Source organism: Fundidesulfovibrio putealis DSM 16056 (assembly GCF_000429325.1).
Lineage (GTDB): Bacteria > Desulfobacterota > Desulfovibrionia > Desulfovibrionales > Desulfovibrionaceae > Fundidesulfovibrio > Fundidesulfovibrio putealis.
Map to the genome: position 1 here is coordinate 260,442 of NZ_AUBQ01000004.1, position 16,863 is coordinate 277,304.

Here is a 16,863-nt window from a genome sequence, read left to right on the forward strand (position 1 = left end):
CCGCAACACGCGGACCGGCCTTTCAAATTTCAGGACAGGACTGCGTGTGCCGCAGTCCCAATTCATGCAGCGTCTCCGAGACTCCTAACCACCAGGCATCTGGAACTTCCGGTTGATGCTCACCACCGGGCACAACGCCCGAAACGCCACATGGACCACGGTCGATCTCTCGAACGCGCAGTCCAGGTCCGCCTCGCGGGTGTGGTGGGCCATCACGATCACATCCACCCCGCGCAGCCGGGCAAGCTTGAGGATCTCCACCGCCGTCTGCCCTTCATAACAAACGTACTCCACGTCCTTCACGTCCTTCACCATGTCGCCGTACTCGACGTTCATCCGGGTCATGCGCTCCCCGGCGATGCGGCCGATTTCCTCCTGAGGCAGGTTCGCGGCCCCGGCGTCGGCATCCAGGACGCTGAACACCGTGAGCTTCGCCCCGCACTTCCTGGCCAGTTGGGCGGCGTACTCCACGCAGAAGCTGTCCTTTCCCGAGAGGCCCGTGGCGGCCAGCACGTGCCGGAATATCTGCCCATCCGAGGAAACGGGGTGGGTGACCAGCATCACGGGGTGATGTGCGTTTTGGATGACGCGCTCCAGAGTGTGTCCGACCCTGGTCCAGAGCAGATCCTTCATCTGCGGTAACTCCCTCCTGTACGGGCACATCAGGATGAGGTCGGCCTCCATTTCGCGCGCCATGCGCAGTATCTCCACATGGGGGACCCCCTGGGCCACGACTATCTTGTGCCCCGGCACCCCAGCGAGCCTCCCGGCGAAGTGCCTGGCCATGTCGGTTTCAATCTTCTGGAGTTCCTCCGGTCTGTCCAGCAACTCCGCCTCGCCCCACTTATGCTCGAAACCCTGGACGTTCAGGAGCACCAGATTCGATTCAAAACGCCGGGCGAAGGTGATGGCTACATCGGCAGCTTGTTCGCAGGACTTCGAGGACGTGACGGGGGCCAGGATGTTCTTGAACATGAGGCGCCTCCTTTAGGGATGATGGTCGTTGCGTATTTCGGGCGGATATCCGGCTTTTTCCTTCAACCAATAGCATGGCCTGGGACGCCTGGGAATATTATTCGGATTGTGGAAGACGAATTTTCCAGAGGGAATCCGTCAAGTCGGGCGGCGACACATTTCATGATCAGCGAAAAAGCAAAAGGCCGCGCATGCTTGCAGGCATGCGCGGCCTATCAAGGGCCAAATGCGCTGGAATGAAAATCTTCCAGTCGGCAAGGTCCCATTACAACCCCGTCAGCTCGAACACCGTCTCAGCCTCGCTGTCCCAGCCGTCCCACAGGAAGTCGTCGGCCTTGCCGTCGGCTATCAAGCGCAGCGCGTAGCGTGTCTGGTCTTCGTAGAACCCGCAGAACGCTCCCATGCGGTTCATGGCCCCGTTCATTTCGATGGCCTCAGCCGGGCACGGCGATCCGCAGAAGTGGCGGATGGCGCAGCGGTTGCACGGTGTGATGTCCTCCACCTTGCGGCCCGTGACCTGGGCGAAGGGGGCGCTTTGCAGCACGTCGCCGATGGCGTCCGTGAACAGATTGCCGCCCTTGAAGTGCGGCAGGCCGATGAACTCGCTGCACGGGAACATGTCACCGTTGGGGGCCAGGGCGAAAAAGCAACGCCCGCCGCCGCAGGGGGAGATGTCGCACATCAGCCGCCGGGCCGTGGGGGCCATGATGGCCAGCAGGATGTTGGCGAAGTTGGCCACCACCAGTTTGCGCCCGGTCTCGCGGTACAACTCGTGGCTGCGCTCCAGGGCCGAGACGAACTGCCGACCGGCGTCCTGGTCGCCTGGCATGATCTCTCTCGCGCCGGGCAGTGTGCAGCGCACGATGTTCAACAGGCAGGTCTCCACTTCGTTCGTGTGGAAGAACTCCACCACCTCGGGCAGCGTGGCGATATTTTTTGCGGTCACGGTGCAGATGACGTTGAACCCGGAGTAGCCGCGCAGCATGTCCATGGCCCGGCGCACCAGATGTGATACGCCCTCCCCGCTCCAGGTCTTGCGAGTACTGTCCGCGATTGCGGCGTCCACGCCGTCCAGAGAGATACCCACGCCCACGTTGCGCTCGGTCAGGAATTCCACGGCCTGTTCGTCCAGCAGGGTGGCGTTGGTCTGCACGCCGAAGCGGAAATCATCCTTGAAGGCCTCGATGCCCTGGAATACGGCTTCGCGGTTCATGAGGGGCTCCGCCCCGTGGAAGATGATCTGTGGCTTGCGGCCCTCAGGCATCGTGGCTGTGAAATGGGCCTTCAGCCTGGAAAGCGCGTCCAGCAGCGTATCGGGGCTCATGTGGATGCCCTTGGAGCGCATGTCGCCGGGGATGTAGCAGTAGGTGCAGTTCAGGTTGCAGCGCTCGGTGGGGTTGAAGTAGACCGCCGAGGGCGTGAGCCCGAAACGCAACCCATCCATTTCCTCGCGAAAGCGGCCCGCCTTGGCGCGGTAGGCGTCCAGGAACGAGGAGTCCGTCAGCGCATGGCCCAACTTGTCCTTTTTCACCAGGGACCAGAAGGCGCTGTCGGGCTCGATAAGGGCCAGATAGTCCGAGTGGCCGATGTCCACGGGCTGAAAGGTGGGGCCATGGCCGGTATTGATGAAGCGCGGCGAAGCCTCCGATGCTGGACCATGGACTGTATCAATGAAGCGGCCCCCGGTGGAGGCCGCTTCCGAGGCGTTGTGGTCGGGATTCATTTCGCTTTCTTGTCCATGAGGATGTAGTGCGACAGGCCTGTGCCGTCGGCGTTGCAGGATTTGCGGATGGCGATGACGTCCTTGTTTTCCTTCTTCTTTTCCATGTGTTCCTCCTGTGGTTGGCAACAAAAAAAGGGTTCTGACAGGCTAAGCCCGTCAGAACCCTTTACCTTCGGATTCCGATAGAGAGACGTACGACAGGTCTTCTGGCTCACGGATCGTCCGCTGGGGGGCAAGCCTTCCCAACGGAGAATATCCGCCAGTGGCCGGCAATGCGCCATGCCCTCCCGCGTCCCCGCTTACAGTGGTGGGTCCGCCACGGATTCGCACCGTGTTCCGAGATGTCGTTCAATAAAATTAGCCAGATCGGATGGTGCTGTCAATGCACGTCCGCCCTTTCAGGCAGCTCGTGCTCAATCCGGTTCCCCTGGCTGCGGAAACAACACCAAAACGATTTGCGCCGCCGCGATTGCCGCATTTCATCCGCACGACCCATTTCCCTGGGAAATGGAGCCCTACTCCATGTCCCTGTCCCTGAACCCCAGCAGGTAGAGCACTGCGTCCAACCCAAGGGTCGAGATGGCGTGCCCAGCCCCTTCCTTGACCACGGGTTTGGCCCGGAAGGCGATGCCAAGGCCAGCCAGGTTCAGCATGGGAAGGTCGTTGGCGCCGTCGCCCACGGCGATAGTCTGCATGAGCGAGATGTTCTCGTTGCGGGCGATGCTCTGCAACAACTCCGCCTTGCGCTGGGCGTCCACGATCTCACCGTCCACCTCTCCGGTGAGCTTGCCTTCCACGATGCGCAGCTTGTTGGCGTGAACATAGTCGATGCCGAGCTTGGCTTGCAGTTTCTCGCCGAAATAAGTGAAGCCGCCGGAGATGACCGCCGTCTTGTAGCCGAAGCGCTTGAGGTTTCGCACCAGCTTCTCGGCGCCGTCGTTCAGGGGAATGTGCTCCGCAACTTTTTCGAGCATTTCAGAGGGCATGCCTTTCAGGAGGCTCAGGCGTTTAGCCAGGCTCTGGCGGAAATCTAGTTCGCCGCGCATGGCCGATTCGGTGATGGCCGAGACCTGTTCGCCCACGCCCCAGGCCTTGGCAAGTTCGTCGATGACCTCCACCCGGATGAGCGTGGAGTCCATGTCGAAGGCCACCAGCCTGCGGTTGCGCCGGAAGGCGTTGTCCTCCTGCAGGGCGATGTCCACGCCCATGTCGGCGGCGATGGCCAGGAAGGCCATGCGCATGGCGCGCACGTCGCCGGGATTTCCGCGTACCGAGAATTCAATGCAGGCCGGGCGTTGCGGATCGGCGTCGTCCAGGGGCGGGCGGCCCGTGAGGCGGTTGACCGATTGGATGTTCAGGCCGTTGGCGGTGAGCACCTGGGCCACGGCGGCCACCTGGCCGGCGCTTATGGTGCGCCCCAGCAGGGTGACTATCCAGCGGGGCTTCCCGGCGGCGTCCACCCAGTGGCTGTATCCCTCGGAGCTGACCGGAGTGAACTTGCAGCTTATGCCCATCTCATGGGCCTGGTAGAGCAGGTCCTTGACCACGGCAGCGGCCTCGCCGCCCTCGGGGATGCGGATCAGCATGCCAAGCGACAGGGCGTCGTGGATGACGGCCTGTCCCATGTCCAGTATATCCACGCCGTATTGGGCCAGCAGGCTCGAGACGGCAGAGGTGATGCCGGGGCGGTCCGCCCCGAAGATGTGTACGAGCATGAGGTCTTTCATGAATGATCCTTGCGTACGGAAAGTCGGCGGATGTTTCCACAAAACGCGTCCGGGGTAAATGGCGGAGTGCGGGCTTTGCAGGGAGGTGCGCGCCATAGCATACCGCCCCGCTCCGGGCGGCGGCACGCAAAATATTGCATGCCGGAACCCCGCCGACACGCGCCGGATGTTACTGAAACTCGCGCGATTGAAACAACGAACCGACCAAACAACCGGGAGACACCATGCGATTTCTTCAGTATTGTCTGGCTTTCATCGCCCTCATGACACCCATGTTGGAGGAAGCAGCCATGGCGGCATCCAAGGCCCCCATCGTCATCGGCCATCGCGGCGCCTGCGGCTACCGCCCGGAACACACCCTGGCGTCCTATGAACTCGCCATCGAGATGGGCGCGGACTTCATCGAGCCCGACCTCGTCTCCACCAAGGACGGCGTGCTGGTGGCCCGCCACGAGAACGAAATTTCGGGCACCACGGACGTGGCCGAGAAGTTCCCGGCCCGCAAAGCGACCAAGACCATCGACGGCCAGAAAGTCGAAGGCTGGTTCACCGAGGACTTCACCCTGGCGGAACTGAAGACCCTGCGCGCCAAGGAACGCCTGGAGTTCCGGGACCACTCCCACGACGGCAAGTATGAAGTGCCCACCTTCCAGGAAGTCATCGACCTGGCCAAGAAGCAGAGCCAGGCAAAGGGACGCACCATCGGGATCTACCCCGAAACCAAGCACCCGAGCTACTTCCGCTCCATCGGGCTGGGGCTCGAGGTGCCACTGGTCAAGGCGCTCAAGGCCGCGGGGTGGGACAAGGCCGATTCGCCTGTGTTCATCCAGTCCTTCGAGATCCAGAACCTCAAGGACATGCACACGATGATCAACGTGCCCCTGGTCTTTCTCTACGACGAGCCCGACATGCGCCCCTACGACTTCGTCGTGGCCAACGACAAGCGCACCTACGCGGACCTCACCAAGCCCGAGGAACTCAAAGCCATCGCGGCCTTCGCCAAGGGCATCGGCCCCTGGAAGCGGCTCATCGTGGGCGAGAACCCGGACAAGACCCTGAAAGCCGCAGGCAGCCTGATCGAGGACGCCCACAAGGCCGGACTGGTGGTCCACCCCTACACATTCAGGAACGAACCGCGTTATCTCGCTCCCGAATACAAGGGCGATCCTGAAGCCGAATACATGCAGTTCTTCAAACTCGGCGTGGACGGAGTGTTCTCGGACTTCTCCGACACGGCGGTGAAGGCGCGCGACAAGTTCCTGAAATAATACCTGCTGCGGGGCGTGGCGGGAACGCCACGCCCCTTTAGAAGTACGGCTTCAGCAATGAAGACCAGAGCTCATATCCCGCACGGTTGAGGTGCAATCCGTCGGAGCTCAGCTCTTTTCTCAGGTTTCCCAACACGTCGGAAAATTGTTGCGTAAAATCAAGAAACGTTGTGTTGGGATGCAACGATACAATTCTTGAAATTTCCTGATTATATGTTTTTACAGTCGAATTTGTAAAATCGTAACTTTTCGGGAAATCCACGAAGTTGGAAGGAAATATGGCATTTACATAGACCTTTGTCTGTGGCGACACGTCTTGAATTGTCTGCAATGCCAGATCGTAGTTTGCGGATAGTTGCTCAAATGAATTCTTTCCTATGTCGTTTACTCCAGTTTCTATAAATATTGCCTTTGGTTTCGATGCAGACGCCGATCCTGCGACCTGTACGACATACGACGAGACTGACATGGTCAGTCCCAAGTTTATAGTGTCTTGCGGCAGCATGTAGAGGAAGTTGTCAAATCCATACATCATGGAATCACCAACAAGAACATATGATTGCGCGTTGCATTCAACAGTACTGGATACCTGAAAAAAAATGAGAATCAGGGCGGGCATCAAACGCTTCATAGGTTCCTCCTCGTTTTCAGAAAGTTTCATATCGGATAACGACTGAATGCATACACAAACAGTGGCGCTTTCCATTATTCACAACTGCAAACGACCTATAAAGCGGATTGACGTATTGATAACTTGAAGTGTGACGGGAAATCAAGTCAGACGGCATGCGCACATTAAATACACAATGTGTAAGATTAAATATGCCATGTAGTCTGGTTATGAAGATAGCATGCCTGTATCTCTATCTGCAACAAGCTTGTGCTTGTTCATATGCATCCCAGTGCAATTCCCAATGACGTACAGCGCCAAGGGCAGCGCGCCTCCCCAGGGCATCCTGGCTGAACGCAGGGATTGCACTTGCGCAGGCACGACGGTGACGGGTCCCTCCCTTATGTGCGGCATCGCCGCCGGGATGATCGGGCCATACGGGTACGTCTTCCGATGCAAGCAGGGCGCATTTCATCCATCCTACTGTCGACAAATTGATCCGCCGACACCCACCACCCAAGCGCGGCAACTTTAGTGCACCGAGGCCTTGAGCAAACCTGTCAAGTGCCCTATGGCGCAGGTATGAGTGCGAAATGCGCCAACCGGATCGTTTCTGTTGATTTCCTGCGGGGCCTGACCGTGGCGTTCATGGTGGTCGCCAACAACCCTGGTGACACCGAGAACGTCTACCGGGAGCTTGTCCATGCGCGCTGGCACGGCTGGACTGCCGTGGACTTCATATTTCCCATGTTCTTGTTCCTGGTGGGCGTTTCCGTTGCGCTTGCCGTCCGGACAGATGCGGTCCCCTCGGATCTACTGCCCAGAGCACTCAAGCGCGCGGGCATCATCTTCCTGCTGGGTCTTTTCGTGAACGGATTTCCCTTTTTCAACCTGGATACACTGCGTATTCCCGGCGTGTTGCAACGCATTGCCGTTGTCTATCTTGCTGCCTTGTGGCTGCACATGAAATTGACGAGGTCCGGCATCGTGCTCACGGTGCTGGGCATTCTGGTCGGCTACTGGCTGCTCTGGACATTCGTGCCGGTTCCGGGCCTTGGCCGTCCCAGCATGGATATGGAGTACAACCTTGAAGGCTGGCTGGATCAGACGCTGCTCCGGGGACACATATGGGAATATGACACACCCTGGGACCCTGAGGGGCTTCTCAGCACCGTACCGTGCGTGGCCATGGCCCTGTTCGGGGTTCTCGCCGGACGCTGGCTCAAGAGCGGAGACGGACCGGGTTGGACAGTGGTCGTGCTCATGGGACTTGGCCTGCACCTGACGGGATTGGCCTGGAACGAGTGGTTCCCCATTAACAAGCTGATCACCACCAGTTCCTTCGTTCTTTTCGTAGGCGGCGTCGGAATCATGCTGACTGCGACGGCTCACCGCCTGCTCGACGGTAAAGTCCATGGTCCCTGGATCGCGCCATTTCTGGCATTGGGCAGGAACGCCCTGTTCGTTTACGTGACGTCGCAACTGCTGACGCGGGTGCTTTATGTCACCACGCTCCCCGAACTGTTCTGCGACGGGAAAACCCTGCACTTTTGCCTGTTCGACCGCTTCTTCGGCATGGTGGGGGACAAATACGTGGCGTCCGTCTTCTGGGCAGTCGCTCTGCTTGGGGTGTTGACGGCTGCGGTGATGCTGTTGGGCTGGCTGCGACAACGAAGAGTTGTGAGGTGAGTCTTTTCAGCCTCAGCTGGAAGACTCATCGTCGCCTGTGGCAAGAGAAGCTTGAAACGGCAGACGGATTATGAATCTCGTCCCATGGCCTGGTTTCGACTCCACTTCGAACGTCCCCCTATGGTTGGACGTGATGATGTAATACGACACGGATAGGCCCAGACCGGTACCCTCCCCCGGCGGTTTGGTGCTGAAGAATGGCTCGAACACACGCTTGCGGATATTCTCGTCCATCCCTGGCCCATTATCCTCCACTTCAATGCGCGCGTAGCCGTCTTCGCGCCGCGTGCGCAGCACAAGGCGTGCCTGCGGCATTCCGGGCGTGCAGCACTTCATGGCCTGGGCGGCGTTGCGTAACAGATTCAAGACCACCTGCTCGACTTGGTTTGCCGTGCACTCGACCGGAGGCAGCCCAGGCTCGTACTCCCTTAATATTTCTACCTTCCTGAAGTCGTATTTCTTTTTCAGATCGTAGTCGTTCAGGCTCAATTCTATGGCCTTGTCCAGCAGGTCGTTCAGGTCGGCTGAAACAATCTCGCCGCCGGTCTTGCGGCTGAACGCCAGCATGTTGACCACGATGTTCGAAGCCCGCTTCGCCGAGTCCCGGATGCCCTGCAGCAGGGCGTAGCCGTCGCGGCGTTCCATGTAGCCCCAAATGTTCTCCAGGGCGCATCCGGCCTGGACGGCGGCCTCCCGGTTGACCTGCGTGTCGTCCCTCATGCGGCGCATCAACACCTGGCAGCTTTGCAGGATGCCGCTCAGCGGGTTGTTGATCTCGTGTGCCATGCCTGCGGCAAGCCCGCCGAGGCTCATCATCTTTTCTGTCTGGATCATGATTTCCTGCATGCGCGCCTTCTCGGACATGTCCGAGGCAATCAACAGCAGATGTCTGGCCTTGTCCACGTCGAACCGGGCAAGGAGGCAGTCGAGCGCCACATCCTTGCCGAAGGTCGTGGTCATGCGCAGATCCATCCTGCGCGGTCCGCCCTGGGTCAGCGCCTTCTGTGCAAGCTCGAACATTCCGGTGCTTTTCCAGGATTCGATTTCCAGGAAATTCTGTCGAAGCACCTGTTCCAGGTCAGCGCCTATCAAGGAGGCAATGGCCTCATTGGCGGCAACGCACTGCCCGGTGTCGGCCATATAAACAGCGATGCCCACAGGAGAATGTTCCAGGATCATCCTGAACCGCTTCTCGCTCGCGGACAGGGTCTTGATCCATTGGCGGTCCTTCCATTGCAGGTACGCCGATGTCGCAAGCAGCAGCGCCATGCAGGTCAGGATCCAGTACGTTTCCGGATGTGACCGGAAATAATCAGCGAGCGAGACGTTTCTGGGCGTCAGCGAAACCATGGTCAGCCCGCTGCTGGATGACTGCACGACCCCTGCGACATACTCCACCCCGTCGAATACCGTTACGGGAGTCCCTCCTTTGGGGTGGATGGCGTGCAGCGGCCCCGCCCTTCCGTTCAGCCCTTCTCCCGTCAGGGAGGTAAAATTTCCGGAAGCGTAATGAACCACCCCGGACTGGCCGTAGACCACCAGGGCAAGATCGGAAGATTCGACCAGTTCGTCCCAGCGGACGCTCAAGGCGGAAAATGCGATGGATGCTCCGACGATGCCCTCGAAACGACCGTCCTTTCCTGGTATCGGGACCACGACGCCGGTGACCAGCTCGCCGGTTATGGGGCCCTGGTGAGGTTGCATGACCGCCAAGGGCGCACCCGAAGCCAGCCGCTGGAAAAATTCCCTTGAGCTGATGCATGGGGTGGAATTCGTGAGCGGTCGTGCGGACGCGAAGAAACAACCCTCGATCCCGGTGGCGGCGATGTTCTCGCAAGCGGGGAAGGCTGTGGAGAGTTCCCTGAACAGCTCCGAGGAAGCTGCCGCATCGTGCCGCTGTACGGCCTGCACCCTGGCAACCCCCTGGAACAGGGCGACGTACCGATCCACGAAGGCCAAGGCGGCCTTGTCGGCCATTCGGCTCAAGGCCAGGCATTCGTCGGCCCTGCGGGCAACCCTGTCCTGCCTGTACCAATTCACGCTGTAGGCGACATACGCGGCGATCCCCAAGGCCAGAGCCAGGAGCACTGTCAGTATCAGTCTGCTATGCGAACCTTTGGCCATCAGTTTTGCCGCCTGCGTGCCACGCAATATCTCTCAATGCCGTGCTGCTGCCCGGACACTCCGTACATGGCGAATAGATGCCGGACGGACGAGACTCTTATGGACTGTACCTCATGCCGGGAAGCATTGCCAGCGGCTTGGCCTCTTCTCGCGAGTGCGATATGGGGATATGAACCTGTCGAATGGAGACTCTTTATGTGCGCAAAACAGATCGTTGAGACCACGAACGCCCCCGCCGCCATCGGCCCGTATTCCCAGGCCGTCTGGGCTGGCGACCTGCTGTTCTGTTCCGGCCAGATACCCATAGACCCGGCCACGGGGCAGCTCGTCGAAGGCGACGCGGCCACCCAGGCCAGGCAGGTCCTCACTAACGTGAAGGCCGTGCTGGAGGCCGCTGGCCTTACCATGGCCGACGTGGTGAAAGCCACGGTGTTCTTCAAGAGCATGAACGATTTCCAGGCGGTGAACGAAGTGTACGCATCGTTCTTCCCTGCGCCCTGCCCTGCCCGCTCCGGCGTGGAAGTGGCCCGGCTGCCGCGCGACGTGCTGGTTGAGATCGAGGTGATAGCCAAGAAATAATAAAACGCCCCCGTCCTCTCGGACGGGGGCGTTAGAAGAGCATTTGCAGGAACAGACCCTAGTTCCTGGCGAATACGCGCCTGATGGTGGCCTCCGCCTCGTCCAGCCACGCGGCGCGCACCTCTGGAGTGGAGGTGACCACCACGGAAAACGTGCGGCGGTGAAAATCGTTCACGCCGCACAACCCGAACACGCAGTCCTTCCAGATGCGCTCCAGCGGATCGCCGAACACCTGCGCTTCCCGCTCTGGGCTGGTGTTGGCGGTGTTGAACACCACCGCGCTCGCCGCTTTCAGAAGCCCTTGCGGGACTCCCTCGCCACTGTCGCCTTCCAGGAACTCGTAAGCAAGCCCCGGTCGCATCACCCTGTCCACCCAGCCCGTGAGCACCGCCGGGGGCATGCCCCACCAGTTGGGATGCACCACCACGATGCCCGAGGCCTCGGCTATCTCGTTGCAGTGCCGGGCCACGAAATCCGGGACGAACCCGTCCCGGGCGACCTCGATGGCGGGCAGCACCGGAGCGAAGCGTTCCGCGTACAGGTCGTGGTAGGCAACCTCGTGCCCCATGGCCTCAAGCGTTGATTTGGCCCGATCCGCGATGGCATGGTTGAAGCTGCCCGGGGTTGGATGGCACAGGATGAGGGAAATCACTTGTCGCCTCCCGCCAGCGTTTGCACCGCTGTTTTGATCCCTTGTTTATGGATGCCCAGCATCTCGCGCAGGGCCTTCTGCGGGCCGTGCTCCACGAAGTGGTCCGGGATGCCCAGACGCTTTACGGTCTGGCCAGTCAAGGCTCCGGCATCGCTCAAGAATTCCAGGACGGCAGAACCGAATCCGCCCTGCAACGCATTTTCCTCGACGGTAAGGATTTTGTCGAAGCGTCCGGCCAGATCCAGCAGGTCGGCCTCGGGAAGAGGCTTCACGAAGCGGGCGTTGTACACGGCCACGGACAGCCCTGTTTCGGCCTCCAGTTCCGTGGCCGCCTGGAGGGCAGGCAGCACCCGGCTGCCGATGGCGATGATCACGGCGTCCTTGCCGTCGCGCAACAGTTCGCCGTGGCCAATGGGCATGGGGGCCGGATTCTCGGACAATTCCGCGCCGATTCCCACGCCGCGCAGGTAGCGGATAGCCACCGGGCCTTCGTGATTCATGGCTGTTGCCAGCATGCGCTGCATTTCGGCCTCGTCCTTGGGAGCCATGACCACAAGATTGGGGATATGGCGCAGGAAGGAGATGTCGAACACGCCGTGGTGCGTGGCTCCGTCCTCGCCCACCAGCCCGCCCCGGTCCAGGCACAGGGTGACGGGCAGGTTCTGCAGGCAGACGTCGTGGACGATCTGGTCGTAGGAGCGCTGCAGGAAGGTGGAGTAGATGGCCACCACGGGTTTGAGCCCCTGGGTGGCCAGGCCCGCCGCGAAGGTGACGGCGTGCTGCTCGCAGATGCCCACGTCCACGAAACGGTCCGGGAAGAGCTGGGAGAAGCAGGACAGGCCGGTGCCTTCAGGCATGGCGGCGGTGATGGCCACGATGCGAGGATCCTTGGCGGCCATCTTGCACAGGGTGTCGCCGAACACGTCGGTGTAGGTGGGCAGTTTGGAGGGGGAGAGCTTTATTATCTCGCCGGTTTCCGGCTCGAAGGAGCCGACCCCGTGGTAGTAGGTGGGGTTTTCTTCCGCCGGGGTGTAGCCGCGCCCCTTCTGGGTGAGCACGTGAACCAGCACCGGGCCGCTCATCTCGCGCACTTCCTTGAACACGGAGATGAGCTTTGGCAGGTCGTGGCCGTCGATGGGGCCGACGTAATTAAAATGGAAGGCTTCGAAGAGCATGCCCGGCGTAAAGAAGCCTTTGAAGGACTCCTCGCCGCGCTTGATTATCTCCACCATCTCCTGGCCGAAGGGCATGAGCTTGGCCACGGACTCGAACTCCCGCTTGGCGCGGGTGATCCAGCGGTTGGAGAGCTTGCGCGACAGAAACAGCGACAACGCGCCCACGTTCTTGGAGATGGACATCTTGTTGTCGTTCAAGACCACGACAAGGTCGCGCTCGTCGCCTCCTGCCTGGTTCAGGCCTTCGTAAGCCAATCCGGCGGTCATGGAGCCGTCGCCGATGATGGCCAGTACCTTGTTGGACCTGCCCAGCACGTCGCGGGCCATGGCCATGCCCGAGGCCGCCGAGATGGAGGTGCTGGAATGCCCGGTACCGAAGTGGTCATAGGGGCTCTCGGCCATGCGGGGAAAACCGCTGACCCCGTGCTGGGTGCGCAGGGTGTGGAAGGTGTCGCGCCGTCCGGTGAGGATCTTGTAGGCGTAGGCCTGATGGCCAACGTCCCACACGTACTTGTCGGTGGCGGGGTCGAACACCTTGAGCATGGCCAGGGTGAGCTCCACCACGCCGAGCGACGGGGCCAGATGTCCCCCGTTCTCGGAGACCGTGCCGATGATGAGTTCGCGTACATCGGCAGCCAGCAGGGAGAGTTCCTCGGTGGAAAGTCCGGCCAGATCCGAAGGTGAATTCACGCGCGAGAGCATGGTCAGGGGATGTCCATCGAGCAGAGACATGCGTTGGCTTTCTCCCAGGTGCGTTTCAGGAGCCGGGACTCCGGCTGCCGGAAAGGCTGGCATTGTTGCGGCACGACAAAATACTGCGTGCCGGAAGCAAATTTACTGAAAAACTGGCGTCAACTGACGCGGTCGATCATGTATTGGGCCAGATCGCGCAGGAACTGGGCCTCCTCGCCCTCGAAAGGCGAAAGGCTCTCCACGGCCTGGGCCACATGGCGGCGCGCCAGATCCATGCTGCGGTCCACGCCGATGAGCGCCGGGTAGGTGGTCTTGCCCTGCTCCTCGTCGGAACCCACGGGCTTGCCCAGGGTCTTCTCGTCACCCACAACGTCCAGCACGTCGTCCACTATCTGGAAGGCCGCCCCTAAGGACTGGCCGTAGCTCCTAGCGCGCAGGAGCTGGTCGTCGCCTGCTCCGGCCAGCTCGGCCCCGCAGACGCAGGCCGCCGTGATGAGCGCCCCGGTCTTCAGGGCCTGCATCTCGCGCAGCTCTTCCAGACTCACGCCCGCCTTGGCGGTGTAGGCCATGTCCAGGGCCTGTCCGCCCACCATCCCGGCGGCTCCGGCCGCGTGGGCCAGCACGCCTATGGCCCGGACCACCCGGTCGGACGGCAAGCCGCATGCAGACTGGGCCATCAGGCCGAAGGCTTCCGTGAGCAGCCCGTCTCCAGCCAGAATGGCCATGGCCTCGCCGAAGACCTTGTGGTTGGAGGGGCGTCCGCGCCGCAGGTCGTCGTCGTCCATGGCCGGGAGGTCGTCGTGAATAAGCGAGTAGGTGTGGATGAATTCGAAGGAAGCCGCGAAGCCCAGCACGGATTTGGACTCTGCGCCGAGCATCCTGGCGAAGCACAGGCACAGCACCGGGCGAAGGCGCTTGCCGCCAGCCAGCAGGCTGTATTCCATGGATTCAAGAAGGCCAGGGGGGATGCACCGCCCCTTGAGGGAACCGCGAAGGAACGACTCGACCTCGCCAGCGTAATTCATCAGACGTTGTTTGACCGGCACTTCAGTTCTCCTCGATCGAATCCGCATTGAAAGGCGACAGGCCGTCCGGGGTAACCTGGCTCACTACCAGCCTGGCTTCGCTCAGCTGCTTGCGGCAGGCTCCGGCCAGGGTCTGTCCTTCCTTGTACAGGGCGACGCCCTTCTCAAGAGGCAGCTCTCCCGACTCCAGCTGGTCGACTATCTGCTGCAACCTGTCCATATTCTTTTCGAAACTCTCTTTTCGAGCGCTCATGAGCCCCCCTTGGCCTGCCGGTCGAACGCTCCTCCTGCCGTGAAAAGGGGCATGGGGTCAACCGACTGGCCGAGAATCTTCAACCCGAAATGCAGATGCGGCCCGGTGGAGCGCCCCGTTGAGCCCACGAGGCCCACCAGATGCCCCCGCTCCACGTGCTGTCCGGGCGTCACGTCGATGCGCGAGAGGTGGAAATACATGGTGTACACGCCCTGCCCATGGTCCAGGAACACCGACTTGCCGTTGAAGTAGAAATCACCGGTGAGCGCCACGCGCCCCTGGTTGGCGGCAAGCACCGGGTCAGCCATCATGGCGTCGAAGTCGATGCCGGAGTGCGGGCTCCTGGGCTGGCCGTTCAGGATGCGGCGCAGGCCGAAGGCGCTGGTCACTTCGCCGGGAACAGGCCGCAGGAAGGGGAAATTCCAGAATTTCCTGGGGCTGGCCACGGCCAGGACCGCATTGACCTGCTCCTGCTCGCGCTTGATGCGGGCCAGATTTTCCTTGGACGGCGTGACCATGGACGGCGGCAGGTTCAGGCGCTGTTCCGGAAAGGCCACGGCGGTCACCGCGATCTTGCCGAGCACCATCTCGCGCCGGTTGGGACGCAGCGCCTCCACCAGGATGGTCTGGGGGGCGTGCCTGGTTCCAAGGCCCGCGCCAAGGAGCAGCTCCCCCTTGAAGACGTTGCCGCGCTTGGTCATGGTCACCTCGGTGGCGCGGCCCATCCACTCCACCAGGACGGTCTCCACCTGGTTTTGCAGGCTCACTTCCACCAGGAACACCTGCCCCTCGCCCACGGACTCCGGCACGGTGACGGACAACGGACCTTCCGTCAGCACGGCGGCCTGGACCGTCGCGGTGACGGCCAGCAGAAGGAGGGCAAGCAGCGCGCGAAGGATCATGATGAATGTCGCTCCACTGAGGTGACGCCGGTTTTCACCGTGCCGTCCTGGACGATGATGTCCAGGGCATCGCCGGGACGGACCTCGTCCACCCGGCGCAGAAATGTTCCGTCGGCCTTGCGGGCCAGGGCGTAGCCCCGCTCCAGGGGCTTTCGCGGGTCCAGGCCCGCGAGGCGCGCGTCCAGAAGCGCAAGGCGCGCCTGCGTCCGCTCCCCGGACAGGGATGCTGCCGCGTCCAGGCGGCGCGAAGCCTCTCCCAGCCGGGACTCCAGTCCGTCCAGCCAGCCGGGGCCGAAAGCGTCCAGGCGATGCGTGAGCCCATCCAGGCGCATGCCCGCCCTCTCCGGGATCGCGCGCCCGGTGCGAGACAGTCTGGCAGAGGCATCGGCCAGGACGCGCTCCGGCTGCTGCGTCATGGCCTGCCCCGCCCGCGAAAGCCGCACTGCCGCCAACTCCAGACGCTCTTCCAGGCGGCGCACCTGCCCGGCCGGGGACAGCCAGCCAAGCGCCTTGTCCAGGCGCGACAGGGCCTGCTCCCTGGCGGCCAGAAATCTCGCGAACACCCGCGACAGGGCCATCTCGGCCTCGTCGGCGCGCTGCGCCAGCACGGTCCGCTCCGGCCAGAGCAGCTGGGCCGCGTGGCTGGGCGTGGCCGCTCGCACGTCGGCCACCATGTCTGCGATGGTGGTGTCCACCTCGTGGCCCACGCCGCACAACACCGGTACCGGGCAGCGCTCTATGGCCCCGGCCACGGCCTCTGTGTTGAAAGCCCACAGATCCTCAAGGGAGCCGCCGCCGCGAATGAGCACCACCACCTCGGGCCAGTCGTCCGCACAGGCCGCGTCGACCGCCTGGGTGATCTCACGCGGGGCGGCCTCGCCCTGCACCAGGGCCGGGAAGATGCGTATCTCGCAACCCGTGCCGCGCGCACTACCCACGCGCAGAAAATCCCTGATGGCCGCGCCCGTGGGGGCCGTGATCACGGCCACGCGCGTGGGGTGCGTGGGCAGAGCGCGCTTGCGTTCTGGAGCAAACCAACCGCGTGCGGCCAGCGTGCGCTTCAGGGCCTCGAACTCCTGGTAGAGCTTGCCCAGGCCCATGTCCTGAACCAGCTCGGCCACCATCTGGTAGGCCCCGCGCGGGGCATACACCGTCAGCCTCCCGGCGCAGAGCACCTCCAGGCCGTCCGCCAGCCAGGCCGAGCCGCCCTCCCCTTCCTGCATGACTTCGCCGGTGAGGGGATCGTAGCGCTCGGTCTGGTTCAGGGAGACGCCGGACTGGCTGCCCTTGAACCAGACCACGTTCAGGAGCGCCTCTTCGTCCTTCAGCGAGAAATAGACGTGCCCCGAAGCGGGGCGCGCCAGGTTGGACACCTGGCCGCGCACCTGCACAAAGGGGAACTGTCCTTCCACCACGTCCTTCAGGGCGCGGGTTATCTCGCCGACGCGGAAGATATGCGGCATGGCTG

At 61.9% G+C, this 16,863-nt stretch carries 15 protein-coding genes and 1 riboswitch; of the genes, 3 read left to right on the forward strand and 12 right to left on the reverse strand.

The window, feature by feature from the left end; genetic code table 11:
• Window positions 1-84: 84 nt before the first annotated feature.
• From G453_RS0104130 to serB, 4 genes are all read right to left on the reverse strand, one after another.
• Window positions 85-975, reverse strand: a complete 891-nt coding sequence (locus tag G453_RS0104130) for a universal stress protein (RefSeq protein ID WP_027190030.1) — start codon at window positions 973-975, stop codon at window positions 85-87.
• Between the two features lie 265 nt (window positions 976-1,240).
• A complete protein-coding gene (gene cbpB, locus G453_RS0104135) occupies window positions 1,241-2,698 on the reverse strand; it encodes a peptide-modifying radical SAM enzyme CbpB (RefSeq protein WP_084502085.1) in 1,458 nt (485 codons plus the stop codon).
• Window positions 2,695-2,802, reverse strand: a complete 108-nt coding sequence (cbpA, locus tag G453_RS27005) for a modified peptide precursor CbpA (RefSeq protein ID WP_084502086.1) — start codon at window positions 2,800-2,802, stop codon at window positions 2,695-2,697. Before cbpA ends, cbpB begins: the two co-directional genes overlap by 4 nt.
• A 75-nt stretch (window positions 2,803-2,877) precedes the next feature.
• Window positions 2,878-3,084: riboswitch (cobalamin riboswitch) on the reverse strand.
• 129 nt (window positions 3,085-3,213) lie between these two features.
• Window positions 3,214-4,425, reverse strand: a complete 1,212-nt coding sequence (gene serB / locus G453_RS0104145; protein ID WP_027190032.1) for a phosphoserine phosphatase SerB — start codon at window positions 4,423-4,425, stop codon at window positions 3,214-3,216.
• Window positions 4,426-4,649: 224 nt separating this feature from the next.
• Between serB and G453_RS0104150 the strand changes: the two genes are divergently transcribed.
• Entirely contained in the window at window positions 4,650-5,693 is a 1,044-nt protein-coding gene (locus tag G453_RS0104150) for a glycerophosphodiester phosphodiesterase (protein WP_027190033.1), read from the forward strand.
• A 37-nt stretch (window positions 5,694-5,730) separates the two neighbouring features.
• On the opposite strand, the gene G453_RS0104155 is transcribed toward G453_RS0104150, so the two are convergent.
• Window positions 5,731-6,324, reverse strand: coding sequence for an SGNH/GDSL hydrolase family protein (locus tag G453_RS0104155; protein ID WP_027190034.1), 594 nt, complete (start codon window positions 6,322-6,324; stop codon window positions 5,731-5,733).
• 543 nt (window positions 6,325-6,867) lie between these two features.
• Between G453_RS0104155 and G453_RS0104160 the strand changes: the two genes are divergently transcribed.
• A complete protein-coding gene (locus G453_RS0104160) occupies window positions 6,868-7,992 on the forward strand; it encodes an acyltransferase family protein (protein WP_235731692.1) in 1,125 nt (374 codons plus the stop codon).
• Between the two features lie 12 nt (window positions 7,993-8,004).
• On the opposite strand, the gene G453_RS25985 is transcribed toward G453_RS0104160, so the two are convergent.
• Entirely contained in the window at window positions 8,005-10,116 is a 2,112-nt protein-coding gene (locus G453_RS25985; protein ID WP_051271625.1) for an ATP-binding protein, read from the reverse strand.
• Window positions 10,117-10,311: 195 nt separating this feature from the next.
• On the opposite strand from G453_RS25985, the gene G453_RS0104170 reads away from it, so the two are divergent.
• Window positions 10,312-10,695: a RidA family protein gene (locus G453_RS0104170; protein ID WP_027190036.1), complete on the forward strand. Its 384-nt coding sequence runs from the start codon at window positions 10,312-10,314 to the stop codon at window positions 10,693-10,695.
• A 58-nt stretch (window positions 10,696-10,753) separates the two neighbouring features.
• On the opposite strand, the gene G453_RS0104175 is transcribed toward G453_RS0104170, so the two are convergent.
• From G453_RS0104175 to xseA, 6 genes are all read right to left on the reverse strand, one after another.
• Window positions 10,754-11,347, reverse strand: a complete 594-nt coding sequence (locus G453_RS0104175) for an NAD(P)H-dependent oxidoreductase (protein ID WP_027190037.1) — start codon at window positions 11,345-11,347, stop codon at window positions 10,754-10,756.
• Window positions 11,344-13,254: a 1-deoxy-D-xylulose-5-phosphate synthase gene (gene dxs, locus G453_RS0104180; RefSeq protein WP_027190038.1), complete on the reverse strand. Its 1,911-nt coding sequence runs from the start codon at window positions 13,252-13,254 to the stop codon at window positions 11,344-11,346. Before dxs ends, G453_RS0104175 begins: the two co-directional genes overlap by 4 nt.
• Window positions 13,255-13,373: 119 nt before the next feature.
• Window positions 13,374-14,261: a polyprenyl synthetase family protein gene (locus G453_RS0104185; protein ID WP_027190039.1), complete on the reverse strand. Its 888-nt coding sequence runs from the start codon at window positions 14,259-14,261 to the stop codon at window positions 13,374-13,376.
• Between the two features lies 1 nt (window position 14,262).
• Window positions 14,263-14,493 carry an exodeoxyribonuclease VII small subunit gene (xseB, locus tag G453_RS0104190; protein WP_027190040.1) on the reverse strand — a complete coding sequence of 77 codons (231 nt, stop codon included), beginning with the start codon at window positions 14,491-14,493 and terminating at the stop codon, window positions 14,263-14,265.
• Window positions 14,490-15,395 (reverse strand): M23 family metallopeptidase, encoded by a 906-nt coding sequence (locus G453_RS22255; protein ID WP_043644359.1) that lies wholly within the window; start codon window positions 15,393-15,395, stop codon window positions 14,490-14,492. The genes xseB and G453_RS22255 overlap by 4 nt, the downstream gene beginning before the upstream one ends.
• Window positions 15,392-16,858, reverse strand: a complete 1,467-nt coding sequence (gene xseA / locus G453_RS0104200; protein ID WP_027190041.1) for an exodeoxyribonuclease VII large subunit — start codon at window positions 16,856-16,858, stop codon at window positions 15,392-15,394. Before xseA ends, G453_RS22255 begins: the two co-directional genes overlap by 4 nt.
• Between the last annotated feature and the right edge of the window lie 5 nt (window positions 16,859-16,863).